Source organism: Sphingomonas hominis (genome assembly GCF_013328205.1).
GTDB lineage: Bacteria > Pseudomonadota > Alphaproteobacteria > Sphingomonadales > Sphingomonadaceae > Sphingomonas > Sphingomonas hominis.
The window spans coordinates 1-25,457 of sequence record NZ_JABULH010000003.1 but is presented as its reverse complement, the minus strand read 5'-3'; the positions used below and the strand labels follow the sequence as shown (position 1 = coordinate 25,457).

Genomic DNA, 25,457 nt, shown 5'->3' with positions numbered 1-25,457 from the left:
CCCCCGATCAGGATAGCTGGCCGCGGATCATCGACAGATGATCGGCGATAGGACCGAGCGCGAGGCTCGGCAGGAAGGTGAGACCGCCCAGGATCAGGATGATGCCGACCAGCAGCCCCACCCACAGCCCGCCCGTGGTCGGGAACGAGCCCGCGCTCTCCGGCGTGTATTTCTTGGCTGCCAGACTGCCCGCGATCGCCAGCATCGGCACGATGACGAAGAAGCGCCCGACCCACATCGCGACACCCAGCAGTCCGTTATAATATGGCGTGTTGGCGGTCAGCCCGGCAAAGGCCGATCCGTTGTTCGCGACCGCGGACGTGAAGGCGTACAGGATCTCGCTGAACCCGTGCGGCCCCTTGTTGAGCGGCCCCGCCAGCCCTTGTTGCAGCACCGACGATAGCGCGGCGAGCCCCAGGATCATCAGCGGCAGCACTGCGATGGCGAGCACCGCCAGCTTCACCTCGCGGCTCTCGATCTTCTTGCCGACATATTCGGGCGTGCGCCCGACCATCAGCCCGGCGACGAACACCGCCAGGATCGCGAACAGCAGAAAGCCGTAGATGCCTGCGCCGACGCCGCCGATCACCACCTCGCCCAGCTGCATGTTGAACAACGGAACGAGGCCGCCAAGCGCGGTGAAGCTGTCGTGCATCGCGTTAACCGCGCCGCACGAGGCGGCGGTGGTAACGACCGAGAACAAGGCGGAGGCGGCAATACCGAAGCGCACCTCCTTGCCCTCCATGTTGCCGCCGGCAACGCCCAGGCCGTGGAGCACCGGGTTGCCCGCTGCCTCCTGCCAATAGCTCACGGTCACACCGGCCAGGAACAGGACCGTCATCGCCGACAGGATCGCCCAGCCCTGCCGCGTGTTGCCAACAGCCTTGCCGAAACACCACGTCAGCCCGACGCCGATCGCGAAGATCGACAGCATCTGCACGAAATTGGTCAACGCATTAGGGTTCTCGAACGGGTGCGCCGAATTGGCATTGAAAAAGCCGCCGCCATTGGTGCCGAGCATCTTGATCGCTTCCTGGCTCGCCACGGGGCCGAGCAGGATCGACTGGCGCGCACCCTCTAGCGTTTGCACGTCGACGACGCCCGCCAGCGTCTGCGGCACGCCCGACGCCACGTAGAAGATCGTCAGCGCGACGCACAACGGTAGCAGCAGGTAGAGCGTGACCCGCGTCACGTCGGCCCAGAAATTGCCCACCGTCTTCGCCTCGCGCCGCGCGAACCCGCGAAACAGCGCAAAGGCGAGCGCGATGCCCGTCGCCGCCGACAGGAAGTTGTGGATCGTCAGGCCGAGCATCTGGCTGAGGTTCGACATGGTCGATTCGCCGCCGTAGCTCTGCCAGTTGGTGTTGGTGGTGAAGCTGACGGCTGTGTTAAAGGCGAGATCCGGCGACAGGCCGTCCAGCCTCTGCGGATTACCCGGCAGCACGCCCTGGATGCGCAGCACCGCGTAGGTGAAGGCCATCAGCGCCACGTTGAACACCAGCATGTGCACCGCGTAACGGCGCCAGCCCTGCTCCTCGTTCGGGTCGATGCCGGCGAGCGCGTAGAAGCCCCGCTCGAGGGGGCCGAGCACGAGGTGAAAGGGCGTGCGTCGCCCGTCGTACAGCGCGTGGAGCCACAAGCCCACCGGCTTGGCGAGCGCCAGCACGATGGCAGTGAAGCTCAGGATCAGGAGCCATCCCTGAATGGTCATGGCGCCGCTCCCTTCAGAAGCGTTCGGGGCGGATCAGCACCGCCACCAGATAGACGAGAAGGCCGAGCGCGGTCAGCGCCGCGAGCCACAGGTCGAGCGTCATCTCAGCTCTCCTTCAAGCATTGTCGCACAGGCGGACAAAGGCGAGCGCCAGCGCCAGCAGGCCGAACATGATCGAACCCCACAGCAGGTCCTGCATCGTGGTTCTCCTTCAAAAGCTGGCGGTGAGCGAAGCGAGCACGGTGCCGTTCGCGATTGACCCGCGCCCGTCCTGCCCCTTGCTGAAGCTGGGTTGCAGGTAGGCCGCTTCCCGGCGCGTGATGTCGGTGTCGATCCACGACAGGTTCAGCACCAATGGCGTGCCCGGCACCGCGTAATCGGCGCCCAATTGCCAATCCCAATATTTTCCAGTTGGCGCGGCGCTGGTCGCGTTCGGCCCCAACCCGCTGTTGCCGCTCGACCAGCCGATGTGCGCCTTGGCGGTGAGCCCGGTGTTCGGTACCGCCACCGCGCCGTCGCCCCACAGGTACAGATTGTCCTCCTTGTCGCCCGGATCGGAATAAGTGGCTGCTGCGGCTTGCACTCCGTTGCGGTACCATTTGCCCAGCGCCTGCTGCGGCGGGGCATAAGCGACGCCCGCCAGCAGCGTCGCCGGCCCGGCGGTGCCCGACAGCTTGGCGAAGGCTTCGGCATAATCGGTCTTATCCGCGCCGCCGGGATACATGTACCACGTCAGCCCGGCGTCGATCGTCACGGCCCCGACCGCGTGCTTGAACCCGCCGATTGCGTCGAGTTCCAGGTTGGCGCCGCCGAACGTTCCCCATCCGGCCAGGTTCGACGCGAACGTGCCGACGTAGAAGCCGCTGTCGTGCGCGATCGTCAGCGCGCCCTGGATCGCCGGATCGCGGTCGCTCTGCGACACGCCGCGCAGGCGGTAGTCGCTCAGCATTGCCACGCTGCCGCTGACCGTCACCGGTCCGGTTGGTGCGGCGCGCAGTTCGGTGGGCGGCGACACGTCGATCGTGGCGGCATCCTGCGCGACGGCCGGCGACGCCAGCGGCAGCGCCGCCAGCACCGCGGCGAGATAGGTAAAGTTCATGAGCGCCCCTGTCCGGTGACACGCCCACGACCATTCGCGGGCGCCGTCAGTGACGCTTCATTGATACCCTCGCGCGTAGCATTGCGAGACCGATTCCGGTCAATCGCATATAGCGCGCATATAGCCGGCACTTTTTCTCACGCCCTGCCCTTCAGGCGTGAAGCATCAGGCGTGAAGCATCAGGCGGGGATCGGCACCAGCCACGACAGGTCGATCCGCGACAGCCGGTCGACGTAATTGGCGGTGCGCGCTAGCCGCACCTCATCAGACAGGATCACGCGGCCGCCGGTGCGCGCGATCAACCCCATCTCCTCCAATTGGCGCAGCATCCGGTTGACGTGCACCGCGGTCAACCCGCTGGCGTCGCCGATCTCCTCTTGCGTCAGCGGCAGCGTGAAGCCGCTCGCCACCTCCTCGCCGCTGCGCCGCATCCGGTCGCGGATGTCGAGCAGCACCGCCGCGATCCGCGCCTGCGCCGAGGTGCGCCCCAGCCCGGCGAGCCGATCGGTCATCGCCGCGCGCTCGGCCTGGTCGATTGCGGTCATGGCGAGCGCGAGCCGCGGGTGCCGCGCCATCACCGCGGCGACCTGCGCGCGGTCGAACAAGCACACCACGCTGTCGGCGAGCGCCACCACGCTCTCGGGCGAGGTCGCGTAGGCGAGCGCGCCGGCACCCGCCAGGTCGCCGGGAAACAGGAAACGCAGGATCTGCCGGCTGCCGTCGTGCAGCAGCACGTAGCTCATCATCATCCCGCTGGAGAGCACGAACAGATCGGCGGTGCGGTCGTTCTCGCGCACCAGCACCGCGCCGCGCCGCAAGGAGCGCGCGCGCCCCTCCAACCCGGCCAGGGCGTTCTGCTCACTCACGGTTAACGAAAGAAACCCGCCGATCCGATCGGCGAAGGAACGCACCCGCACGCAGTTGTAACCCCTTGTTATCGGTATCGCTTATGAAGGGCGCGCGCGGGGCTGCATTAAAATCGATCAAGCGACAGGCGTGCCAACCCGCATTTCACGCATCGGACGCACGCGACCGCCGCCAGGCGGCTTGGCGCGGGCGAGCGTGCGCGATAGACGCTGCCTCATGGACCGTATCCTTATTCGCGGCGGCAACCGCCTGTCGGGCAATCTCCCCATCTCGGGCGCGAAGAACGCCGCGCTCACGCTGATGCCGTGCGCGATCCTGACCGACGAGCCGCTGACGCTGCGCAACCTGCCGCGGCTCGCCGACGTCGACGGCTTCGGCCACCTGCTCAACCAGCTGGGTGCCTCAACCCGGATCGAGGGGTCGCGCCCCGACGAGTTCGGCCGCGTGATGACGATCCGCGCCGGCCAACTGACCAGTGCGGAGGCGCCTTATGACATCGTGCGCAAGATGCGCGCGTCGATCCTGGTGCTCGGCCCCATCCTCGCGCGCGCGGGCGAAGCGCGCGTGTCGCTGCCTGGCGGCTGCGCAATCGGCAACCGCCCGATCGACCTCCACCTGAAGGCGCTGGAGGCGATTGGCGCGAAGCTGGAGATGAGCGCGGGCTACGTCACCGCCAGCGCCCCCGGCGGACGCCTGTCGGGCGGCGTCTACCGCTTCCCCGTCGTCTCGGTCGGCGCGACCGAGAACGTTGTCATGGCCGCGGTCACCGCGGCCGGCCCGACCCGTATCGAAAATGCCGCGCGCGAGCCCGAGATCGTCGACCTGTGCCGCTGCCTCGTCGCGATGGGCGCGTCGATCGAGGGGATCGGTACCGAGACGCTCGAGATCGAGGGCGTGCGCGAGCTTCACGGCGCGACCTATTCGGTGATGCCCGACCGGATCGAGGCGGGCAGCTACGCCTGTGCCGCGGCGATCACCGGCGGCGACGTGACGCTGACCAACATCGGCGCGGACGAGATGGGCGCGACGCTGGATGCATTGCGCGAAGCCGGCGTCGAGGTCGAGGTGACGAAGAACACCATCCGCGTCGCCGCGCCCGACAAACTGCGCCCGCTCAACATCACCACCGCGCCTTTCCCCGGCTTCGCGACCGACATGCAGGCGCAGTTCATGGCGATGCTGTGCCGCGCGGACGGCGCCAGCGTGCTGACCGAGACAATCTTCGAGAACCGCTACATGCACGTGCCCGAACTGGCGCGGATGGGTGCCGACATCCAGGTCCGCGGCCGCACTGCGGTCGTCCAGGGCGTCGACCGCCTCGTCGGCGCGCCGGTGATGGCGACCGACCTGCGCGCCTCGATGAGCCTCATCATCGCCGGCCTCGTCGCGGACGGCGAGACGCAGGTCAGCCGCATCTACCACCTCGACCGCGGTTACGAGCGGCTGGAGGAGAAGCTGTCGGCGGTCGGTGCCGACATTGAACGCGCCGGCGACGGTTGAGGCAGGTGGGGGATCGACGGGCTAGGCCTCTGCCGCTTCCCACAGCTCGATCGCGTTCTCCTCGGGATCGTGCAGGCGCGCGAAGCGCCCGATGCCTGCCTCGTCCCATTCGGCACGCGTCTCCACCACGATTCCGGCAGCGCGCAACGCGGCGATCATCCGATCGATCGCGTCGACGCGCAGGTTGAGCCTCCACTGGCGGTCCGCGGCGAAATAATCGCTGTCGGCAGGGAATGGCGCGAACACGACCGGGCCGCCGCCGGCGCGCCAGAATCACGGATCGGGCTCGGCGCGATCCAACGCGACGTCCGCCGCCATGCAGCCCGCGCTGACGTTCAGGTGGGTGCGGTACCAATCGGACAACCGCTCCGGGTCGGCCGCCCGGAAGAAGATGCCGCCGATGCCCGTAACCGCCATCCTCACCCCTTCGCGTCACCTGCTGCGCGGAACGTGCGCTCGGGTCATCGCCGAAGCAAGTGCGTGGAAGTCGTAACCTCGCTCACACCGCCTGCGCCGCCGCCCAGCCGCTCGCCCACGCCCATTGGAAATTGTAGCCACCCAGCCAGCCGGTCACGTCCACCGCCTCGCCGATCGCGTACAATCCGGGCAGGTGGCGCGCTTCCATCGTTTTCGACGACAGACCCGCGGTGGCGATGCCGCCGACCGTCACCTCGGCCTTGGCGAACCCTTCGGTGCCGTTCGGGTGAAAGCGCCAGTCGGCCAGCCGACGCTCGGCGTCTTCGAGCACGCGATCGGTCGCGGTGCCCAGTTCGGTGATGCCGATCACCTCGGCGAGCGCGTCGCCCAACCGTCCCGGCAGCGGCAGCACCGACGCGAGCGTGCCGCGCGGGCGCGCGCGCTTGGCCTCGCGCAGCCAGCCGGGCGCGGCACCCGGCACGAGGTCGATCGTGACCGCCTCGCCCGGACGCCAATAGGACGACACCTGCAGGATCGCGGGGCCGCTAAGACCGCGGTGCGTGAACAGCGCCGCCTCGGCGAATGAAGCGCCGCGCCCCTTTACGGGCAGCGAGCCCGCCACGACCGGGGTCGCGACGCCCGACAATGCGCGGAACAGCGCTTCCTCGCCCGGCAGCGTCAGCGGCACCAGCGCGGGGCGCGGCTCGACCACCTTCAACCCGAACCGTCGCGCCAGATCATAGGCGAAGCCGGTCGCGCCAAGCTTCGGGATCGACGGCCCGCCGGTCGCGATTACCAACGCGGGCGCCACGTAGCGCCGCCCGTGGTGCGCGACCGTGAAGCGCGCATCCGCGTGGCCGATCTCGCCTATCTGACCGCCCAGCCGCAACGTCACCGCGCCCTTGTCGCACTCGTCCAGCAACATCGCCACGATCTGCCGCGCCGAGCCGTCGCAGAACAATTGTCCCAGCGTCTTCTCGTGCCACGCGATTCCATAGCGCTCGACCAGCCCAAGGAAATCCTGCGCGGTATAGCGGCCGAGCGCCGACTTGGCGAAATGCGGGTTGGCGGAAACGTAGCGCTCGGGGATCGCCTCGCGGTTGGTGAAATTGCACCGCCCGCCGCCCGAAATCACGATCTTGCGCCCCGGCTCGGTGCCGTGGTCGAGCACGACGACGCGCCGTCCGCGCTGTCCCGCCACGGCCGCGCACATCAGCCCGGCGCCGCCGGCACCGAGCACGATCGCATCGAACTGTTCCATGCCGCCCGCCTGCCATACATCGCGCGGCAAGGCGAGGCGGATCACGTTTAGCCGATCGCCACCGCGGCGCGGTCGATCTCGGCGGTCGCTGCGGCATAGTCGGTGCAGCTACCCGACCAATTCTGGTACACGCGCCCGTTCGCCGCCTTGTACCAACTGCGGCAATGCGGATCGGCCCACACCGTCTGGTCGAGCGCCTGCGCGATCGTGTCGTTGAAGCGTGCCTGCCCATTCGCGGTGACGCGCACCGTGCGCGCGCCGGCGCTTTCCCCCGCCGCCAGCGCGCGCAGCATGAAGCCGACCTGCTGCTCGATCATGAAGCTGATCGAATTATGCCCCAGGTTCGTGTTGGGGCCGTAAAGCATGAACATGTTGGGGAAGCCGTGCGCCATGATCCCCAGATACGCCTCGGGTCCGTCGGCCCATGCCTCGGCGAGCGTGCGACCGTCCTCGCCGACGACCTCCATTGACCAGTTCCACGCCGTCGTCTCGAACCCGGTGGCGAAGATCAGCACGTCGAGATCGTGGAAGCCGGCGGCGGTGCGCACGCCGCCCGCCTCGACCCGCGCGATCGCGCTCGTCTCCAGTGTGACGTTGTCCCGGCATAGCGCGGGGTAGAAATCATCGCAGATCAGGATGCGCTTGCAGCCGATCGGGTAATCGGGGGTCAGCTTGGCGCGCAGCGCCGGATCGGCCACCTGCGCTTCGAGATGGTCGAGCGCGGTCCGGGTAAAGGCGGCGCGCCCCTCGGGCGTCCATTTGAACGCCTGCCAGAAGAACGTGTCGGCATTGTCGAAGATCATCGCCCGGCTCGCCGCACCCAGCCGCATCGCGACCTCCAGGTTGGTCGCCATCAGCGCCTTCGCCTCGGGCGTGACCGCGGTGTCGTTGCGCGGGATCACCCAATTGGGCGTGCGCTGGAACACGACGAGGTGCGCGGCCTGCTTGGCGACTTCGGGGATCAACTGCACCGCGCTCGCCGCCGATCCGACGACACCAACGCGCTTGGCCGTGAGGTCGAGGCCATCGGGCCATTCGGCGGCGTGGAAGGTCTGGCCCGCGAAGTCCTGCACGCCGGCAATTTCGGGTAGCTGCGGGCGCGAGAGCTGGCCCAGCGCCGGCACGATCGCGTCGAACGTCTCGCGCGCACCGCGTTCCGTTTCCACCGCCCAGGTCGCGCCCGCCTCGTCCCACACCGCGCGCGTGACGCCCTCGTTCAACCGCAGCACCTCGGCGAGCTCGAACTGCACGACCAACGCCTCGGTATAGGCGTGGATCTCGGGCCCGCGCGCGTAATGGTGGCTCCAGTGCGGGTTGGGCGCGAAGCTGAACTGGTAGAGGATCGCGGGCACGTCGCACGCGACCCCCGGATAGCGGTTGGCGCGCCACGTGCCGCCGACCGCGTCGGCATGCTCGAACAGCGTGACCGTGTGTCCCGCCGCGCGCGCCTGGATCGCCGCGCATAGCCCGCCCATGCCGGCGCCGATCACCGCGATCCGCTTGGCCATGCTCGCTCTCCATCATCCGCGGTCTGCCGCCGCCCGATCAGGATGACGACAAACACGCGGGCGGGAAAGCGTTAACTCACGCGTTCAAGCGTCAGATCGCCGCCAGCGCGTTGGCGAAGTCGGCGATCAAATCGTCCGCATCCTCGACCCCGATCGAGATGCGCACGAGGTTGTCGGTAATCCCCAGCGCCTGCTTGCGCTCGTCGGCGACCGACAGATGGGTCATGCCCGCCGGGTGGCTCGCCAGCGTCTCGGTTCCGCCGAGTGACACCGCGAGTTTCGCGATCTTGAGCGCGTCAAGGAAGCGGAACGCCTCGGCCTCGCCGCCCTTGAGATACAGCGAGAAGGTCGATCCGCCGCCGGTGCAGTTGCGGCGGTAGATGTCGGCCTGCCGCCCTTCCGGCCCCTCAGTACTGCCCTCGGAGAGGAAGCCGAGATAGCCGACGCGCTCGACCTGCGGCTGGTCACGCAGCCAGGTGCAGACCTTGGCTGCATTCTCGCCCGCGCGGCTCATGCGCAGCTCCAGCGTCTCGAGGCTGCGCAGCAGCATCCACGCGGTGTTGGGATCGCAGATCGTGCCAATCGTGTTGCGCATGGCGCGGATGACGTTGATCTGCTCCTTCGACCCCAGCACGCCGCCTGCGACTAGATCGGAGTGCCCGCCCGCATATTTGGTCAGCGAATAGACGACGATGTCGGCGCCGTGCTTCAACGGCTGCGACCAGAGCGGCCCCAGGAAGGTGTTATCGATCGCGATCGGCGGCTTGCTCGCGTGGTCGGCGAACACCGCATCGCGGCTGGCGGCGACCGCCTCCACGTCGACCAGCGCGTTGGTGGGGTTGGCGGGGCTCTCCAGGTAGACCAACGCGACGTTCCCGTTCGCGGCGGCCTGGCGCATCACCGTGTCGATCTCCTCGCGCGTCGCGCCGGCGGGGAAATCGAGCCAGTTGATCCCGAACTTGCCCAGCACGCGCGCGATCAGCGTCTCGGTCGCCGCATAAAGCGGACCCGAGTGAACGATCGTGTCGCCGGGCTTGACCATCGACAGAAACAAGGTCGCGATCGCCGACATGCCGCTGGAGAAAGCCAGAGCGTCCTCCGCGCCTTCCCAGATGCCGAGCCGGTCCTCCAGGATCTCCTGGTTCGGACCATTGAAGCGCGAGTAGACGAGGCCTTCCGCACCGCCCGGCCGCTTGCCCGTCACGCCCTCGAAATGCCGCTTGCCCGCCGCTGCATTGGGGAACACGAAGGTCGAGGTCAGGAACACCGGGGGCTTCAACGACCCTTCGGACAGCGCAGGATCGTAGCCGTGCCCCATCATCAGCGTCGCGGGCTTGAGCGTGCGCCCGCCGATCGCATCTACCTCGGGCTTAGGAGAAATGCGCTGTTCGACGCCGGTCATGTCGGCTTCGGTCTGGTCGGGCATTCTGGTCCTCTCGTGTGTGCGGCGACGACACCGCTCAGGGCTTGGTATAGGGCGTGAACATGCCGAGTGCACAACTGCCCGTCGGAATGTTGGGCGGCAGTTGCACCGTTTGCGCGATATCGCCGCTGCACGCGCGCGTCTGATACTGGCGCGAGATCAGCGCGTCACCCCGTGCGACCCGCTCGCACCCACCGTTGGTCTCGTTGACGTACACCAGCTTGTCGCTGACACGGTAGATCAGCTTGTTGCCATAGGCGCTCAGTTGCGACTGGCGGAAGCGAGTATCGATGCACGATTGCGGTTTGCCCGCCACCTTGCCCGCGATCAGTTTGCGGTACGCCAGCTCGGGCGTGTCACGCTTGGCGAGCGCGGCACTCCCTGCACCCAGACCGACGCTCGCGACCAGCAACATTAACGGCAGTTTACGCATTGCATTCACTCCTCGTCTGTTACCTGCTGAACGCCTCTACCCGCGAAAAGAATCCTTGCCCTCACGCAACCGCTTGAATTCGCCGACATTGGTCGCGCGCATGAACGGGTTGGTCGCCTGCTCCTGGGCAATCGTGGTCGGCACCGTCGGCTCGCCCGCGGCGCGCAGCCGGTCGACCTCGGCCATGCGCGCAACCAATGCCTCGTTGGCAGGCTCGACCGACAGCGCGAAGCGGCCGTTCGACTGCGTATATTCGTGCCCGCAATAGACGCGCGTTTCGCCGGGCAGGTCGGCGTAGCGGCGGAAATTGTCGAACATCTGCTCAGGGCTGCCCTCGAACAACCGCCCGCACCCGAGCGCAAACAAGGTGTCGCCGGTAAAGATCGCGGCGTCGTCGGCGAGGTGAAAGGCGATGTGCCCCGCGGTATGACCGGGCACGTGCATCACGCGGGCCTCGTGTGCGCCGATCGCCACCGTGTCGCCCTCGGCCACTCCGCGGTCGAGCGCACCGATCTTCGCGCGCTCGGCCTCGGGCCCGATCACCGTCGCGCCGGTCGCCGCGACGACGCCGGCATTGCCGCCGACGTGATCGGGATGCCAGTGCGTCGTCCAGATTGCGTCGATCGTCCAGCCGCGCGCGGCGGCGGCGTCGAGCACCGGCTGCGCCTCGCCCGGATCGACCACGATCGTCGCCCCACTGTCGGCGTCGTGGACCAGCCACGAATAATTGTCCGACAGCACGGGGACGCGGACGATCTCCAGCCCCGATGCGGGCGCGCCCGTCACGGTTACCAGCTCCCGGTGTTGGGCATCGACTTCCACGGCTCGGCCGGCTCTTTCGCGCCGCCTTCCTGCAGCAGCTCGATCGAGATGCCGTCGGGCGACTTCACGAACGCCATGTACCCGTCGCGCGGAGGGCGGTGGACGATATGGCCCGCGTCCTGCACCCGCTGGCACGTCTCGTAGATGTCATCGACATAATAAGCGAGATGGCCGAAATTGCGCCCGCCGGTGTATTCCTCCGGCGCCTCGCCCTCGTTCGGCCAATTGTAGGTCAGCTCAACCTCGGCGCGCGCGCGCTCGCCCGGTGCGTTCATGTCCTCGGGCGTCGCGAGGAAGATCAGCGTGAAGCGACCCGCCTCATTCTCCATCCGACGGACTTCCCTCAGACCCAGCACCTCGAAGAAGGCGATCGTCTTGTCGGGATCGGCGACGCGGATCATTGTGTGGAGGTATTTCACTTTTTCGGGTCTCCTGCGAACTGGGTGAGGGCGTTGGCGGCTGAACGCCCGGCGGGGGCATCGGGTGCCAGCCGCGCGGCTTCCTTCCACGCTGCCTGCGCACGGTCCGCCTCACCCGCCGCCGCGGCGATGTTGCCCGCCTCGAGCTGGACCGAGGCATCGTCGGCCGAGCGGCGGAGCGCCTGCGCGATGTCGAGTTTCGCGCGCGGCAGGTCGCCCATCCGCCGCGCCAGCGTCGCCGACAGCAGCCAGGCGAGCGGATCGTCGGCCGCATCCTTCACCGCCAGATCCAGGTCGACGCGCGCCGCCTTCAAGTCCCCGGTCGCAACCAGCGCGCGAGCGCGGTCGAGGTACGCCTCGCCGCGGTTGAGAGCGGTCAGCGTCCCCGCCGCCAGCGCCGCGTCTAGCGCGGCGCGCGCCTTTGCCGCATCACCCGCCGCGAGCCAGGCATTGCCCGCCTGCGCCCAATGATCCGCCGCCCGCGCCTCCTTCGCCAGCTCGGCATTGCGCGCCGCCGCGGTGAAGGCGGTTGCCGCCCCGGCGTAATCGTCCTGCCCCGCGAGCGCGACACCGCGACAAGCCTCGCCGGCGCGGCCGAGCGTGCGCGCGACCTGCTCCGCCCCCGCGGGATCGGTGCGCGCCTGCGCGACGCAGGCGTCGAGTCGCTGCGCCGGCGACGTCGGGGACGTGCCCGCGGCTTGCGCGGCGAACAGAGCGAGGAACAGGATCACGGCAGCACGTCCTCCACCGCGCGGATCAGCAGCGCGACGTCAGCGTCGCGCGACAGGCGGTGATCGCCGTCCTTGACCAGCAACGTCTGAACGTCGCTTGACGCCAGCATCTCGGCCAGGCGGCAGGTACGATGCCACGGCACGTCCGCGTCCTTCTGTCCTTGCAGGAACCGCACCGGACAGGTGATCGCAATCTCGCCGAACATGAGCCGGTTGGCCTCGCCCGACTGCCAGAAGCGGCGCGTGTAGACGGTCGGCGCGGAACCGTAGGGGTTGGGGCGCTCCAACCGCCCGTGCTGAAGCAGATACATCTTCTCGTCCGACGAGAAGCCCCAGTCGGTGAAGTCGGGCGCGGGCGCGATGCCGACCATCGCGTGGACGCGCTCGGGCCGCGCCTTTGCCGCGAGCAGCATGATCCACCCGCCCATCGACGACCCGACCAGCACCACCGGCCCCTCGACCGCATCGTCGATCATAGCGAGCGCATCGTCGCGCCAGTCGGCGAGGCTCTGTTCCTCGAACTTCCCCTCCGACGCGCCGCAGCCGGCATAGTCGAAACGCAGAAAGGCGCGGCCGTGCGCCTTCGCCCATTCCTCCAGCGCGACTGCCTTGGTCCCGGTCATGTCGGATGCGTAGCCCGGCAGGAACACGATCGCGGGCCCGCGCCCTTCGGTCAGGTAATAGGCGAGCCGCGGCCGCTCGGCGGCGTGATGGAGATGATCGGACATGCCGCCAACATAGACGCGCACGCGGTCGCGCGCAAAATGCGGCGCGCCATGCTTGCCTAGAGAAGGCTCAGTCGCGCTGCCGCAGCATGTCCACCATCTCGGCCGCGAGCAGGCTGAGCGTGTCGTCGCGCGCGCCCATGACGACGATGCGGTCGCCCGCCCTCGCCTCCGCCACGAGATGCGCCGCCGCCGCCGCGCGATCGGGCATGTGGAGCGCCTGCCGCCCGCTGAGCGTCACGTCGCGGACGATGTCGGCGCTGGTCACCTCACGGCTGGTGGTACCGCCGTGATAGACGGGGTCGGGCATGACGAGCAGGTCGTCCGCCGCCAACGCGCGCGCGAACATCGCGACGAGCTCGGTACGCATCACCTTCAATGGCCCGAACCCGTGCGGCTGGAACAGGACGAGCAACCGGCCCGGAAAGGCGTGCAGCGTGTCGAGCGTCGCGGCGATCTTGTCGGGGTTGTGCCCGAAATCGTCGATCACCGACACGCCCGCCGCCGCGCCGACCAGATCGAAGCGCCGCCGCAGGCCGGTGAACTGCGCCAGTGCCGCGACCGCGTCCTCCAGCGGCACCCCCGCTGCCTGCACGGCGCCCAGCGCGGCGAGCGCGTTCGAGACGTTGTGCCGCCCGGGTACCTTGAGCGCGACCGGCAGCGTGCCGCCGGCGTGATGAAGCGTGAACGAGACCGCGAACGGTTCCTCGTGCACGTCGCGCGCGACCAGATCGCCCGCACCCTCGACCGAGAAGCGCGTCACGCGCGCGGTCGGCAGCGCCATCGCCAGCGCCGCCGCGTCCGCGTTGTCGGCATTGATCACCGCGTGGCGCGCGTGCGCGATAAAATCACCGAATAGGCGGTTGAGTTCGTCGAGCGCCTTGTGGTCGAGGCTGACGTTGTTGAGCACCGCGATCGTTGGACGATAGAGCGCGATCGACCCATCGCTCTCGTCCACTTCGCTCGCGTACGCGTCGCCCGCGCCGACCAGCGCGCTGGCGAACGGGCGGTCGGCGCTCGCGAAATCCTTCATCACCGCGCCGTTCATGATCGTTGGGTCGCGGCCGGTCCGGTGCAGGATCGTCGCGATCATGCCGGTGACGGTCGATTTGCCGCTGGTGCCCGCGACGCCGATGCCAAGCGAGCTGGCGTTGAACAACGCCGCGTTCAGTTCGGCGCGGGTCATCCGCGCGCAACCGACGCGCGCCGCCGCTACCATGTCAGCGACCGTCTCCTCCACCGCGGCGGAGGCGACGACGATCTGCTCCGCCGACACGATCCCGCTGCCGTCCTGCGCGAACAGCTCGATCCCGAGGTCGCGCAGCGCGTCGAACTTGGCGGGCACGCGTCCCTGGTCGAGCCCGCGGTCCGACCCCGCCACCAATGCGCCGCGTCCTGCGAGGATCATCGCCAGCGGCATCATCCCCGATCCGCCGATCCCGACGAGGAAGAAGCGCTTGCCGCGCACGTCAGTCGCATTGCCGTCTTGCATGGCTGCGGGCTATCGGCTGTTCGCGGAAGCAGGGCAAGCCGAGGAGCAATCACGAACATGCGGATCGGCGTCGTAGCGGCCTCCAGCGTCGCCAACCCGGACGTGGTCGCGCCCGTCTCGGCACTGGCGGCGATCGCGTATCCTGAGGTCGACCTCGTCTTTCACCCGCAATGCTTCGCGCAGGCCGGACATTTCGCCGGATCGGACGCGGTGCGCGCCGCCGCCTTCGTCGAATATGCCAACGACCCGTCAATGAGTGCGGTGTGGTTCGTGCGCGGCGGCTATGGCGCAAACCGCATCCTGGCGAATGCGATGCCGCGGTTGAACGACGCCGCGCGCGCCAAGACCTACCTCGGCTATTCCGACGTCGGCTTCCTGCTGGCCGCACTGTACGCGCGTGGCATCGGACACCCGGTGCACGGTCCGATGGCCAGCGACATCCGCCGCCGTGGCGGCGACGAGACGGTGGCGCGGTCGCTCGGCTGGATGGGCAGGCGGGATCGCAGCGCACTCGAACCCGGCCTGTCGGGTCAGCCTTCGGTCGCGCTCAACCTGTCGATCCTCACCGCCCTGATCGGGACGCCGTGGCTCCCTGATCTGGCCGATCACGTGCTGATCGTCGAGGAAGTGTCCGAAGCAATGTACGCGATCGACCGGATGCTATTCACGATGGCGAACGCAACGCAGCTGCGTGGGCTCGCCGGCGTGCGGGTCGGCGCGGTCACCGCGGTCAAGCCCAACGAACCCGATTGGGGCGAGACGCTGGAGGCGATGATGGAGCGCTGGTGCCGCGACCTGCACGTGCCCTTCCTCGGCCGCGCCGAGGTCGGCCATACGCAGAGCAACCGCGTGGTGCCGTTCGGCATCGCCTAAAGCCGCGCATCCACGCTCACCCGAGCCGGTGCAAACCCCATTGATCGTAGCCAAAGCTGCGCGTGCCGAGCCGAAAGCTGTGCGCGTCGATCATCTCGGGTACGTCACGCTCACTCAGCGTGCCCAGCATATGACCGGGTATCGCCACGCGCGTGATCTCGCCCTCGAACGGGCTCGCGAGCGGTGGTGAGGTGTCGACCAGCAGGTCGCGCGCGCCGAGCCGGGTGAGGACCGCTTCCTCGACGTCACGGAACACGAGCGTGCGGAACGGCTGCGACAGGTCGAGCGCGACCTGTTTTGCGCTCTCGGCCTCGGCATGGTCGCCGCCGGCGCGTTCATTCGCGTGGTTGAGCCAGCCGACCGCGCCTTCCCGCGCGATCCGATCGAGCGCTTCGGGATGCAGCGCACGTTCGACCAGCCGGCGACTGTCGCGCGGGATCACGATCTCGGGAGTTTCTTCGAGTAAACGCAGCGTTGCTTCGAGCTGGACGAGGTTGCGGTACACACTGCCCAGCCCGTGACGCTCGCCACCCGCACGACCGAGCAGCGGCGACAGGTCGCGCTCGGATAGGCGCAGCACCAGCACACGTGCCTGCGCGAAGACGCCGCGGTCTGATCGCGCGTGCCGGTGCAGCCGGCCGATCCGCTGCAACAGCACGTCCATCGGCGCGAGATCGGTGACAAGGTAGTCGGCGTCGATGTCGAGCGATTGTTCCAGCGTCTGCGTGCCGACCAGCACCTGTCCGCGCCGGACGCACGCCTTGCCGAACGCGGTTTCCACCGCCTTGTCGAGCCGCTTGCGGTCGCTCGGCGCGAAGCGGCCGTGATGGAGCGTCGGCACTCCGGCGACCTGAAACACCAGGTCGGGCGCCCGTTCCGCCACTGCCTGCGCGACCGCCACTGCGCCGCTCACGCTGTTGCGTACCACCAGCACCGACGCGCCCGCGCGTGCCGCGTCGATCGCACGCGCGGCGATCGCGTCCGGATCGCGGATCACCCCGGCGGTTTCGACCTGTACCCGCTTACCCTCACGGGTTGCGCCGATCGCCGAACGCAACGCCGCGCCACGCCCCGACAGCGCCGGATAAGGCTGCGCTTCCGCCTCGGCAAGCGCCGGTGGCTCGGTTCTCAGCAACCGTGCCCTTGCACTGCTCCCCAGCGTCGCCGATAGCAGCAGCGCGTGCCCGCCGACCGCGACATGATGGTCGAGCAATCGTTCGAGCAGCCCCGACATGTAGCTGTCCGACGCATGCACCTCATCCACCACCAACAGGCTGCGCGACAGCACGCCAGCGCGGAACAGCGCGTGTTTTGCCGGCACGATGCCGAGCAGCGCCTGATCGATCGTGCCGACCGCGACGCGCGCGGCGAGGAAGTTGAGGCTCCGCTCCGCCGCCCAGCGCGCGTCAGGCGCCCCGCCGGGCTCTCCGCGATCCCAGCGGACCTCGAAGCCGGGCAGCGCCTGACCCGTCGCGTCACCCGCGCGTAGGTAACCCGGCACGGCGAGCACCGCCTCCGGCGCGGCGTTGCCCCAGACTTGGTTGAGCATCGTGTTGACGCGTTGGTGCAACTGCACCGCCGCCGAGCGCGTCGGCAGCGCGAAGAACAGCCCGTCGACCAGTCCGCGTCGCCTGAGCGCCAGCCAGCGCCACAGCGCCGCCTCGGTCTTGCCCGATCCGGTCTCCGCCTCGATCAACGCGACTTGGCCCAGATCGTCCTCCGCTGCAGCGGTCTGGAACGGATAGGGCTCAACCCCGAATGTCTGCTCGAAATCGCACGCCGGCGTGCCGAGCGGCAGGAACCCGCGCGCCTCGGCCGCCGCGCGTACCTGGTCCATTCGCAACGGCTCGCGTGCCGCGCCGTGCGGTGCCGCGACCGGCAAACGCTTCGTGTCGGAGCCGAGCCAGTCGGCGAGCGTCTAAGCCCGCGAACAACGCCACCAGCCGCGGCGCATCGGGCAGCGGTGCGCCCGCTTCCCACGCCAACGGCCAGCGCGCGCGCACCACGTCCAGAACGTGCAGCGCGTGTAACGTCGGATCACCACTGCGCTCGGGCATCCAGTATCTAACGTGCCCGGTCCACGGCGTCGCCTCCATCCGCCCTGCGACACGGAACTCGTCCAGCGGCCTGCCATGATGCGCCATCACTGCCGCGAAATGGTCGTGCGCTCCCCAGTAGGCGATCACCGCATTCAGCGCCTGCGCCGCTGCGCCGCGCTTCAAACCAGAATGGTTCAACAGCGCCGCAACCGGACCGGTGTGCCCGACCTTCAGCTTGTCGCCGGCATCGATCTTCGCCTGGAAGCCCCTATTCGCCTTACCGATGTCGTGCAGCGCCGCGAGCGCGCAGAAGCGTGCGACATCCTGCTCGCTCAGCGCCCGTCCCGCCGCTGCCTCAAGCGGGTCGCGCCACGCGGTGAACACCACGTCGGCCGCCGCACCGACATCGAGGCAATGGTCGACTAGCGGCAGCGCGGCGGTGACCCGCCCGTCTTCACGCGTCAGCTTCGCCCAGGGTCCGTCCAGCGTGATCGTCATAGTGCCGCTCGCATTCGGGTAACCTAGCCCCGACACCGCATTGATCGAACGTCATTGCTTACAGCTTCGCCCTGCCAGCCACGTGAAACCTGTAGATCAGGGCAAGTCCCGCCGGTTCGGACACGTCGCAAATTGGTTTCTCCGCACCGCCCCCGCACCCTGCGCGGCGGGGAAAGGGGGAAAGCGCATGACCGACGCGGGCAGCCCCCGTCACGCCAGCACGCCGACGGTCGGGCAGTTCGTGTCACTGCGCGGGCGGTTGTGGATGGTCGAGGCGCAACCCGGCCACGCCCTCGACGGGCACCGGCTCGCCTGCATCGACGACGACGCCAGCGGCGAGGACGCGCAGGTGCTGTGGAGCGCCGAAATCGACGCGCGGCTGCATGACGAGGAGGCTTGGGCCTCGCTTGGCCAACCCGGCGCACATGGCGGCGGCGATGCGGAAAGTTTTTCCGCTTATCTGCGCACGATCCGCTGGCGCACCGCCACCGCGGCCGAGCGCGACCTGTTCCAAGCGCCGTTCCGCGCCGGCATCCGGCTCGATCCGTACCAGCTGTTGCCGCTGCGCAAGGCGCTGCGCCTGCCACGGGTCAACCTGCTGATCGCCGACGATGTGGGCTTGGGCAAGACGGTGGAGGCAGGACTTGTCCTGCGCGAGCTGCTGCTGCGCCGCCGCGTCGATTTCACGCTGGTGCTGGCACCGCCATCGATGACGCAACAGTGGCGCGACGAGTTGCAGAGCAAGTTCGGGCTCGCCTTCGACATCATCGACGCCGAGCATCTGGAAACCTTGCGACGCCGCCGCGGCTACGGCGCCAACCCGTGGGCGGCGGGATCGCGCTTCATCCTGTCGCACCGGCTGCTCGGCGACGAGCATTACGTCGCGCCTTTGCGCGACGTGCTGGAGGATTTCCGCGCGCGCTCGCTCCTCATCCTCGACGAAGCGCACCATGCCGCACCCGCGGGCAGCGGACGCTACGCGATCGAGAGCCAGTTCACACGGAGCTTGCGCGACCTATCCGATCGGTTCGAGCATCGCCTGTTCCTGTCGGCGACGCCGCACAACGGCCATCCCAACAGCTTCGCGACCTTGCTCGAACTGCTCGACCCACAACGCTTCACGCGCGGGGTGCCGGTGCGCCCCGCCGATCTCGAACCGGTGATGGTGCGTCGGTTGAAAAGCGACCTGCGCGCGCTGGGCGAGGCGTTCCCGGAACGCGTGGTCGAGCCGGTGGTGATCGACGACCTGCCCGCCGATGCGCCCGAACTGCTGCTCGCCGCGATGCTTGCCGATTACCGTGCGCTACGCGAGCGGCGGATCGCGCGGCTGACGACTGCGCAGGCGGCGCGCGCGCGGCTCGGCTTCGTCGGGTTGCAGCAGCGGCTGCTGTCGTCGATCCCCGCCTAGCCACTCAATGTGAGCGCTGGCGCGCCGATGCATCAGCACTTTTCATCAACACCTCGTGTTCCGTGCGCAGCGTTACCTTTGCCATGATGTGGTTTAGTGCGTCGACGAGCTTCTTGCCGGTGAACGGTTTGGGCAATGTGTGCACCCGCTCGGGATCAAGCGGGATGTCGACGTCATTGAAGCCGGTAACGAACAGCGTCCTGAGTTCGGGGTAGGCGGCGTTTGCCGCCTTGAACAACGAAACACCTCCGATCACCGGCATGATGACGTCGGTAATGAGGATATCGACATGGCAGTCGTCGGCGCGGATGAAGTTGATCGTGTCGAGCCCGTTGCGGAAGGCAAAAACCCTGACGTGGGCGCGTTCCAGCGCACGCTGAATGATCGCGCGGACATCGTCGTCATCTTCGGCGACCAACGCGATCAGCCCCTGTTCGACACTGGTTGCCGGCTGGATGACGGAATCCACGACAGCGATCGCGGAGGTGACCGGCAACGCGATTTCGATCGCCGTGCCAACGCCCAAGTCGCTTTTCAGCGCAATCGTCCCACCCGTCTGACTGACGATCCCGAAGACGGTCGCGAGGCCAAGACCGCTGCCCGCCTCGCCTTTGGTCGTGAAAAATGGCTCGAACGCACGTGCCTGGGTGTCCGCCGCCATTCCGATCCCGCGATCGGTTAACCGGACCACGACCGCATCGCCCGCCGCCACTTCGCTCGCTAGAGCGTCGCCCTCTCGGCCTCGGAGCCGCGCCGGCGCATTGACGATCTCCAACGTGATCGCGCTGCCGTCATACGACGCGTCGCGAGCGTTGATGACGATGTTCAGCAACACCTGCTCGATCTGGCTGCGGTCGGCGCGCACCAGCCACAACCCGTCCTGCAACCGTATGTCGAGCGTGATGCTGTCTCCGGTCAGGCTGTGGAGCAGCGCGCGCATGTTGGCGACAACGTCCGCCAGATCGATGCCGTGCAGCGTGACGAGTGACCGCTTGCTGAAGGTAAGCAATTGGTTGGTCAGCAATTCCGCGCGCAGACCGGCCTTGGCGATCAGGTCAAGCCGTTCGCGCAGGACGGTGCCGGTAACCCAATCGTCGCGCAATTCCTCGACATTGCCGTTGATGATCGTCAGAATATTATTGAAATCGTGCGCGATCCCGCCCGCCATCCGGCCAAGCGCATCCATCTTGAGCGATTGGCGCAGCCGTTCTTCCAGATCGCGCCGCTCGGTCACATCCGCCATGACGCCGATGAACTTTTCGATCGCACCGGTCGCGTCCCGGACCGGGCTGATCGACAACGCGTTCCAGAACGTTGATCCGTCCTTGCGGTAATTGAGGATCTCGACCGAGCAACGCTCGCCCGCCGCCAGCGCATGTCTGATCGTTGCAATGTCTGCCTGCGCGGTATCGGGTCCTTGCAGGAACCGGCAGTTTCGCCCGATCACCTCGTCGACCGAATATCCCGTCAGCACCTCGAACGCGCCGTTGGCGAGGATGATCGGCTGGTCCGGCACGCGCGCATCGATGACCAAGATACCCTGCGACACCGCGAGCAGCGCATCGTCGCGAAGCTTGAGCTCGGCCTGCGAATGCCGCTGTTCGGTCAGGTCGCGTGCGACTTCGGCGAAACCAACGACTTCGGATCGCTCGACGATCGCGCTCAACACCGCATCGACCCAGAACACGCTGCCATCCTGCCGCCGGCGCCATCCCCGATGATAAGCGCGGCCAGCGTGTCTGGCAGTGGCCAGCAACTGCGCCGGCAGCCCGGCTGCGACATCCTCGTCCGCGAAGAAGGTGGACCAAGGGACGCCGATCACGTCCTCGGCGCGGTATTGCTTCAGTCGGGTTGCCGCCGCGCTCCACGTCGCGACGCATCCGTCGCGATCGAGCATGAAGAAGGCATGGTCGTGCGCGCCGTCGATCAACAGGCGCATCCGGGTTTCGCGATCGTTGAGCGCACGATGCGCGGATACCAGATCGGTGACGTCCTCACTTGCGACGACGCCGGCGATAATCGCTCCCGTCGCATCGCGCACCGGCGCGGCCGAGATCGAGAGGTTTCGCATGCCGCCGGCGGCGGCGGGTACGTCAACGCGCTGGCGGACAGTGGTGGCGCCGTCGCGCACCGCGCGGATCAGCGGCCAATCCTCGCGGTTCAGCGCTTCGCCCATCTCCGACCAGCAAGTGGGGGGAATGGCGTCGGGCGACCCGTCTCGCCCGATCTCCAGCTTGCTGGCCTGGTCGCAGCATGCGGCATTATGGCGCAGGATGTTGGCCTCGCGGTCGGTCGTGATCACCGCGATCGGCAACGCGTCCATGATCGAGGCCAACAGCGCCCCTTCGTGCCGCGCCGCTGCCTCGCTTTCGCTGATCCGTTGCTCGGTCATGCGGAAACTGGTTGTGTCGGCAATGTTGACCACGATCATCGGGTCGCGCGACAACCCGTTGAAGGTCGTCTGCGTCGCACTGATGCGGGCATGGCGGACCGCACGTTCAGGCGCGAAATGCGGCATATGGACAATGATGTCGAGGTCGACGACCTGTTCGCCGCGGATCGCGCGAAAGATTGGCCATTCGTCCTGTTCGATCCGCTGACCTGCCGGATCAAACACCAGCAGATCGGCGCGGAACAAGGGATGCTTGCCGACGTCTTCGAGGGCAATCGTCTCGAGCGCGCGCTTGTTCGCGTACAGCATGGCGCCGTCCAGCGAGTAGATCAGGATCATGTCGTGGATGTCGGCATATGCCTGCCGCAGCACCGACAATGCCTGTTCCGCTGGAAGCCCGGTCACCGCCTCGGCACCACCTGTGTTGGTGATGCCGAGACGTTCGCCGATGTAGCCGAGCAGTCGCTTCATGTCTGACGGTCATCACAACGGTTTGGGATAGGGATCGTGTATCGGCACCGGGCTGTAACCGCCAGCCCGTTCCGCTTGGCCGGCTCCACGGTCGCGAACTACCTAGTCGTCGTGCTCGACGAGCACCGCACCTGTCGGTGCTCAGCCGCCGATCGGGCTTGGCCAGCCGATGTTCACGACCGTTGCGCCGCCACCGGCGGTTGCCAGAACGGGAGGCGGAGGCGGCACGGCGGGGCGATCCGCAGCGACGAACGCGGTAAACGCGGGGTCGGAAACCGGACGTCCGACCAGATAGCCCTGCACCTTCTCGACGCCCAGGAGCGATACGATCGTGAGTTGCGCCTCGGTTTCTACCTGCTCGACGACGATCGGCGTACCGATTGCGCGGCACAATTGCACCACGCCCGCTAGCAATTGCCGTGCGAGTGCCGATTCTGCGATCGCTGTAACCAATCCGCCGTCGATCTTGATCAAATCGAACCGGATGCTTTTGAGATAAGCGATCGAGGCAAAACCCGCGCCGAAATCGTCCAGCGCGACGCGTATTCCCATCGCGCGCAGATCATCGATCGTGCGCTGTGCCAACGCCAGATCGCGCATCAGCGCGGTCTCTGTAATCTCAATCATCAACCGCGACGGCGAAAAATCGTGCGCGGCACACAGCTCGGCGATCATCGGCTGCAACGCATCGCCGACCTCGCCTGCAGTGACATTGAACGACAGTACGATGGTATCGGGCCAGTGCCGCGCCTTTTGCAGCGCGCGCCGTAGCAGATGACGGGTGAAATGATGCGCCACGCGCGCGCGGTCGGCCACGTCGAACAGCTCGTCGGGGGGGATGCGGCCGAGTTGCGGGTGGACCCAGCGTGCGAGCGCCTCGCACCCCATCACCTTGCCCGTTGCGACCCGCACGATCGGCTGGAACACGACGTCAAGCGTGTCGAGCGCGACCGGATCAAGATAGGACGTCTCGATCACGCGGCGACGATCGCTGCGCATCTGCAATTCGTCGCGAAAGAAGAAGGGAGCGTGCCGCTTGTTTCGCTTGCTTTCATACAGGGCAAGATCGGCGCGGCGCATCAACACCATCGCGTCGTCCGGCCACCGATCACCGGCGGAGATCCCGATCGAGCCGAACACGTCCAGTTCCGCCTCATCGATGACGAGCGGCGCGTCGAACACCCGCGCAATGTCGCGAACCGCAGCCTCGGTCGCGGCCTGGTCGACACCAGGTAACAGGATCGCAAATTCGTCACCACCCAGCCGCGCGCAGGTGGCATCTGGGGGTGCGAAATGCTGCAACCGCGCCGCGATCCCGCACAGCAGTGCGTCGCCGACCGCATGACCGAGCTTGTCGTTGACCAGTTTGAAATCGTCGAGGTCGATCAGCACCACTGCGACGTTCAGCGGCTCGCCCTCGGGACGCTGCGATGCCAGCAACCCCGACATGAAGGCGCGACGATTGGCGAGCCCGGTCAATTGGTCGCAAAAGGCGAAGGTCGCCACCTCGCGTTCCTTGTCGATCGTGTCGGCGTGTGCGCGCACGATGCCGCGGAACTGGAGATGCTGGCGCCGCATCCAACCGAAGATCAACGTGGCGATGACCGACAGATTGACCGCCGCCGCCATCATAGCAGTATCGCGCGAGGCGAGCATCGCCAAGACCATCGGCACCGTGCCAGACCAGATCACGGCGTAAGCGGCGGCCGGCAGCGACACCAGGCACGCGGCGCAGGCGATGGTCGACAGCGCGGCAAAGAACGGGATGAAGGGTGCCGCGTCCTGATCGCTGCGCGCCATCACCCAGATGCTCCATCCCGCCAGGATCAGCCCGAACAGAATCGAGGTGCGGATGGTGGAGCGGAACAGCAGCCGCGTCGCGGCAACGCCCGGATACGACATCCGCCGCCATTTGATGACCCGCGACATGCTGCCGGCTGCCAGCAGCAGCGAGGGCAGGAACGTGAGTGAGGAATAATGACCGACGGCGGTAATGAAGGCGAGGAAGGTGACGTTGACGAGCAGGATGAGGTGTAGATTGGGCACCTGATCGCGCAGCGAATCGAACTGCGCCGCCACCAGCATCGAATCGAAATCATCGCGGCGTGCGTCCGTCTGATCGGGGCAGGAGTGTTCGCGCCCGTCGTCACCGGCGACCGCCGCACGACGATCGCGACTGAAACCGGCGCAGAGATGATACCCCGTCCCAGCAACTTTCTTGTCTGATCTGAACCACTTCATCATGAGCGAACCTCAGTCGTCTCCGATGATGACTAAGGGGCATTCCTGAAGACGCGGTACCGAGCTGCATGGTAGTTTCGCTAGTTTGCGCGCGCGGATCGCGTGATGGTATCTAGTTAATTGCGCGCGTGGGTTCGTTGGCGCACGCGGCAACGTCATCGATCGGTGATGACGCGGCACGGCGTTCGTACCGATGGAGACCTCTCGGACGTTGCGAATCCGAAACCATCTCGTCATGGTTTATGGTATTCGGTGTGTGATTATGGAGCTGTTGGGTTGTTCGTGTATCTCGTCGATGACGATAAGGATCTTGCCAAGACAATCATCATGACGCTCGAAGGCGCTGGACATCGTGCTACCCATTTCAGTTCTGGCGAAGCTTTTCTGAATGTTTCCGGTGACTTACCTTCAGGTTGCGTTTTACTTGATCTGATGTTGCCGGCAATGAGCGGGCTTGAGCTTCAGGCCGAACTGGTTCGGCGCGATCACTGCCATGCTGTGGCGTTGCTCACTGGTTACGGCGACGTGTGCGATGCCGTTACCGCGATGCGCGCCGGCGCGATCGATTTCCTGCGCAAACCCTACAAGCGTGCGGAGCTGTTGGACGTTCTGGCTCGTGCCGCCACGCACATCGACGAGTGCGAGCGGCGGCGGAGCGAAGCCACCAAGTACGAGCCGCTCAAACGCCTGTCGCTGCGCGAGCAGGAGGTGCTCGACCTGCTCGGCAAGGGCCTGTCCAGCAAGCAGGCCGCGGGCGAGCTGGCCATCAGCACGCGCACGATCGACATGCACCGCGCCAACATTCTACGCAAATTGGGCGTCATTAGCATTACCGCAGCACTGCTGCTCGCTCGCGATGCATCAACCGCTGGCAGCAGCGGACGGCGCTGAGGGGTTTACCTCTTCAATTTTTACGGCGGTAATGGTGCGGCATCACGTGCAGAGACGGCCAGCCAGTGGCGCTGCGCATCGAGCGGTGAGGCAGAGGGGTGATCGAGTTTCGCTTTGAGTATGGAGGTGTTCTCCGGTGGGTTGAGCGTTAGGCAAGCCGTAAGCGTCCGGTCTTCTCCGCCTTGCCGACGAGGTGATGCGCAAGCCACAGGTGCGGCACTGTGGCAGACACCGGT

Annotated in this window: 23 protein-coding genes; 4 read left to right on the top strand and 19 right to left on the bottom strand. The window is 67.1% G+C overall.

The genetic code is table 11. The features are described from left to right. Window positions 1-7: 7 nt before the first annotated feature. From kdpA to HRV97_RS08435, 4 genes are all read right to left on the bottom strand, one after another. Window positions 8-1,711, bottom strand: a complete 1,704-nt coding sequence (gene kdpA / locus HRV97_RS08450) for a potassium-transporting ATPase subunit KdpA (RefSeq protein WP_174193836.1) — start codon at window positions 1,709-1,711, stop codon at window positions 8-10. Between the two features lie 13 nt (window positions 1,712-1,724). Continuing rightward, window positions 1,725-1,814, bottom strand: coding sequence for a K(+)-transporting ATPase subunit F (kdpF, locus tag HRV97_RS08445; RefSeq protein ID WP_037531783.1), 90 nt, complete (start codon window positions 1,812-1,814; stop codon window positions 1,725-1,727). Between the two features lie 108 nt (window positions 1,815-1,922). Continuing rightward, entirely contained in the window at window positions 1,923-2,810 is an 888-nt protein-coding gene (locus HRV97_RS08440; RefSeq protein WP_174193835.1) for a TorF family putative porin, read from the bottom strand. Between the two features lie 179 nt (window positions 2,811-2,989). Next, window positions 2,990-3,727, bottom strand: a complete 738-nt coding sequence (locus tag HRV97_RS08435) for a cyclic nucleotide-binding domain-containing protein (RefSeq protein WP_174193834.1) — start codon at window positions 3,725-3,727, stop codon at window positions 2,990-2,992. A 166-nt stretch (window positions 3,728-3,893) separates the two neighbouring features. Between HRV97_RS08435 and murA the strand changes: the two genes are divergently transcribed. Continuing rightward, window positions 3,894-5,177, top strand: coding sequence for a UDP-N-acetylglucosamine 1-carboxyvinyltransferase (gene murA, locus HRV97_RS08430; protein WP_174193833.1), 1,284 nt, complete (start codon window positions 3,894-3,896; stop codon window positions 5,175-5,177). Between the two features lie 21 nt (window positions 5,178-5,198). On the opposite strand, the gene HRV97_RS17770 is transcribed toward murA, so the two are convergent. The 11 genes from HRV97_RS17770 to HRV97_RS08380 form a co-directional block, all read right to left on the bottom strand. Then, window positions 5,199-5,423, bottom strand: a complete 225-nt coding sequence (locus tag HRV97_RS17770) for a VOC family protein (protein ID WP_343044468.1) — start codon at window positions 5,421-5,423, stop codon at window positions 5,199-5,201. 27 nt (window positions 5,424-5,450) lie between these two features. Next, the gene (locus tag HRV97_RS17765) at window positions 5,451-5,594 is read right to left on the bottom strand and encodes a hypothetical protein (RefSeq protein WP_343044467.1); all 144 of its coding nucleotides are present in this window, start codon (window positions 5,592-5,594) and stop codon (window positions 5,451-5,453) included. A gap of 82 nt (window positions 5,595-5,676) precedes the next feature. Further along, window positions 5,677-6,855, bottom strand: coding sequence for a BaiN/RdsA family NAD(P)/FAD-dependent oxidoreductase (locus tag HRV97_RS08420; RefSeq protein ID WP_174193832.1), 1,179 nt, complete (start codon window positions 6,853-6,855; stop codon window positions 5,677-5,679). Between the two features lie 47 nt (window positions 6,856-6,902). After that, window positions 6,903-8,363, bottom strand: coding sequence for a flavin-containing monooxygenase (locus HRV97_RS08415; RefSeq protein ID WP_174193831.1), 1,461 nt, complete (start codon window positions 8,361-8,363; stop codon window positions 6,903-6,905). 91 nt (window positions 8,364-8,454) lie between these two features. After that, window positions 8,455-9,789, bottom strand: a complete 1,335-nt coding sequence (locus HRV97_RS08410; protein ID WP_174193830.1) for a cystathionine gamma-synthase family protein — start codon at window positions 9,787-9,789, stop codon at window positions 8,455-8,457. A gap of 34 nt (window positions 9,790-9,823) precedes the next feature. Next, on the bottom strand, window positions 9,824-10,219 hold the full coding sequence (locus tag HRV97_RS08405) for a hypothetical protein (RefSeq protein WP_174193829.1): 396 nt from the start codon (window positions 10,217-10,219) through the stop codon (window positions 9,824-9,826). 36 nt (window positions 10,220-10,255) lie between these two features. Beyond that, window positions 10,256-11,005, bottom strand: coding sequence for a hydroxyacylglutathione hydrolase (gloB, locus tag HRV97_RS08400; protein WP_343044466.1), 750 nt, complete (start codon window positions 11,003-11,005; stop codon window positions 10,256-10,258). A gap of 2 nt (window positions 11,006-11,007) precedes the next feature. Continuing rightward, window positions 11,008-11,460 carry a VOC family protein gene (locus tag HRV97_RS08395; protein ID WP_343044465.1) on the bottom strand — a complete coding sequence of 151 codons (453 nt, stop codon included), beginning with the start codon at window positions 11,458-11,460 and terminating at the stop codon, window positions 11,008-11,010. Next, window positions 11,457-12,191, bottom strand: a complete 735-nt coding sequence (locus tag HRV97_RS08390; protein WP_174193828.1) for a tetratricopeptide repeat protein — start codon at window positions 12,189-12,191, stop codon at window positions 11,457-11,459. Before HRV97_RS08390 ends, HRV97_RS08395 begins: the two co-directional genes overlap by 4 nt. Next, on the bottom strand, window positions 12,188-12,919 hold the full coding sequence (locus tag HRV97_RS08385; RefSeq protein WP_174193827.1) for an alpha/beta hydrolase: 732 nt from the start codon (window positions 12,917-12,919) through the stop codon (window positions 12,188-12,190). Before HRV97_RS08385 ends, HRV97_RS08390 begins: the two co-directional genes overlap by 4 nt. 67 nt (window positions 12,920-12,986) lie before the next feature. Further along, window positions 12,987-14,408, bottom strand: coding sequence for a glutamate ligase domain-containing protein (locus HRV97_RS08380; RefSeq protein WP_174193826.1), 1,422 nt, complete (start codon window positions 14,406-14,408; stop codon window positions 12,987-12,989). A gap of 57 nt (window positions 14,409-14,465) precedes the next feature. Between HRV97_RS08380 and HRV97_RS08375 the strand changes: the two genes are divergently transcribed. Further along, on the top strand, window positions 14,466-15,281 hold the full coding sequence (locus HRV97_RS08375; RefSeq protein WP_174193825.1) for an LD-carboxypeptidase: 816 nt from the start codon (window positions 14,466-14,468) through the stop codon (window positions 15,279-15,281). Window positions 15,282-15,297: 16 nt separating this feature from the next. Here the strand turns inward: HRV97_RS08375 and cas3 are convergent, their stop codons facing one another. Both cas3 and HRV97_RS08365 read right to left on the bottom strand, forming a co-directional pair. Continuing rightward, window positions 15,298-17,118, bottom strand: coding sequence for a CRISPR-associated helicase Cas3' (cas3, locus tag HRV97_RS08370; protein WP_174193824.1), 1,821 nt, complete (start codon window positions 17,116-17,118; stop codon window positions 15,298-15,300). After that, on the bottom strand, window positions 17,030-17,818 hold the full coding sequence (locus HRV97_RS08365) for a CRISPR-associated endonuclease Cas3'' (protein WP_174193823.1): 789 nt from the start codon (window positions 17,816-17,818) through the stop codon (window positions 17,030-17,032). Before HRV97_RS08365 ends, cas3 begins: the two co-directional genes overlap by 89 nt. Window positions 17,819-18,005: 187 nt before the next feature. Here HRV97_RS08365 and HRV97_RS08360 point away from each other — a divergent pair, with 187 nt between their 5' ends. Continuing rightward, window positions 18,006-19,226, top strand: a complete 1,221-nt coding sequence (locus tag HRV97_RS08360) for an SNF2-related protein (protein ID WP_174193822.1) — start codon at window positions 18,006-18,008, stop codon at window positions 19,224-19,226. A 4-nt stretch (window positions 19,227-19,230) separates the two neighbouring features. Here HRV97_RS08360 and HRV97_RS08355 read toward each other — a convergent pair whose 3' ends face one another. Together HRV97_RS08355 and HRV97_RS08350 are read right to left on the bottom strand one after the other, a co-directional pair. Beyond that, a complete protein-coding gene (locus HRV97_RS08355; protein ID WP_174193821.1) occupies window positions 19,231-22,089 on the bottom strand; it encodes a PAS domain S-box protein in 2,859 nt (952 codons plus the stop codon). Between the two features lie 141 nt (window positions 22,090-22,230). Continuing rightward, window positions 22,231-24,333, bottom strand: coding sequence for a putative bifunctional diguanylate cyclase/phosphodiesterase (locus HRV97_RS08350; RefSeq protein ID WP_246248624.1), 2,103 nt, complete (start codon window positions 24,331-24,333; stop codon window positions 22,231-22,233). Window positions 24,334-24,612: 279 nt separating this feature from the next. Between HRV97_RS08350 and HRV97_RS08345 the strand changes: the two genes are divergently transcribed. Further along, window positions 24,613-25,221 (top strand): response regulator transcription factor, encoded by a 609-nt coding sequence (locus HRV97_RS08345; RefSeq protein ID WP_343044483.1) that lies wholly within the window; start codon window positions 24,613-24,615, stop codon window positions 25,219-25,221. Window positions 25,222-25,457: the final 236 nt, after the last annotated feature.

Coding starts and splice junctions, on each gene's coding strand:
- kdpA (WP_174193836.1), bottom strand. CDS start 1,711: ATGACCATTCAGGGATGGCTCCTGATCCTGAGCTTCACTGCCATCGTG.
- kdpF (WP_037531783.1), bottom strand. CDS start 1,814: ATGACGCTCGACCTGTGGCTCGCGGCGCTGACCGCGCTCGGCCTTCTC.
- HRV97_RS08440 (WP_174193835.1), bottom strand. CDS start 2,810: ATGAACTTTACCTATCTCGCCGCGGTGCTGGCGGCGCTGCCGCTGGCG.
- murA (WP_174193833.1), top strand. CDS start 3,894: ATGGACCGTATCCTTATTCGCGGCGGCAACCGCCTGTCGGGCAATCTC.
- HRV97_RS17765 (WP_343044467.1), bottom strand. CDS start 5,594: ATGGCGGTTACGGGCATCGGCGGCATCTTCTTCCGGGCGGCCGACCCG.
- HRV97_RS08420 (WP_174193832.1), bottom strand. CDS start 6,855: ATGGAACAGTTCGATGCGATCGTGCTCGGTGCCGGCGGCGCCGGGCTG.
- HRV97_RS08415 (WP_174193831.1), bottom strand. CDS start 8,363: ATGGCCAAGCGGATCGCGGTGATCGGCGCCGGCATGGGCGGGCTATGC.
- HRV97_RS08410 (WP_174193830.1), bottom strand. CDS start 9,789: ATGCCCGACCAGACCGAAGCCGACATGACCGGCGTCGAACAGCGCATT.
- HRV97_RS08405 (WP_174193829.1), bottom strand. CDS start 10,219: ATGCGTAAACTGCCGTTAATGTTGCTGGTCGCGAGCGTCGGTCTGGGT.
- HRV97_RS08385 (WP_174193827.1), bottom strand. CDS start 12,919: ATGTCCGATCATCTCCATCACGCCGCCGAGCGGCCGCGGCTCGCCTAT.
- HRV97_RS08380 (WP_174193826.1), bottom strand. CDS start 14,408: ATGCAAGACGGCAATGCGACTGACGTGCGCGGCAAGCGCTTCTTCCTC.
- HRV97_RS08375 (WP_174193825.1), top strand. CDS start 14,466: ATGCGGATCGGCGTCGTAGCGGCCTCCAGCGTCGCCAACCCGGACGTG.
- cas3 (WP_174193824.1), bottom strand. CDS start 17,118: ATGGACCAGGTACGCGCGGCGGCCGAGGCGCGCGGGTTCCTGCCGCTC.
- HRV97_RS08365 (WP_174193823.1), bottom strand. CDS start 17,818: ATGACGATCACGCTGGACGGACCCTGGGCGAAGCTGACGCGTGAAGAC.
- HRV97_RS08360 (WP_174193822.1), top strand. CDS start 18,006: ATGACCGACGCGGGCAGCCCCCGTCACGCCAGCACGCCGACGGTCGGG.
- HRV97_RS08355 (WP_174193821.1), bottom strand. CDS start 22,089: ATGAAGCGACTGCTCGGCTACATCGGCGAACGTCTCGGCATCACCAAC.
- HRV97_RS08350 (WP_246248624.1), bottom strand. CDS start 24,333: ATGATGAAGTGGTTCAGATCAGACAAGAAAGTTGCTGGGACGGGGTAT.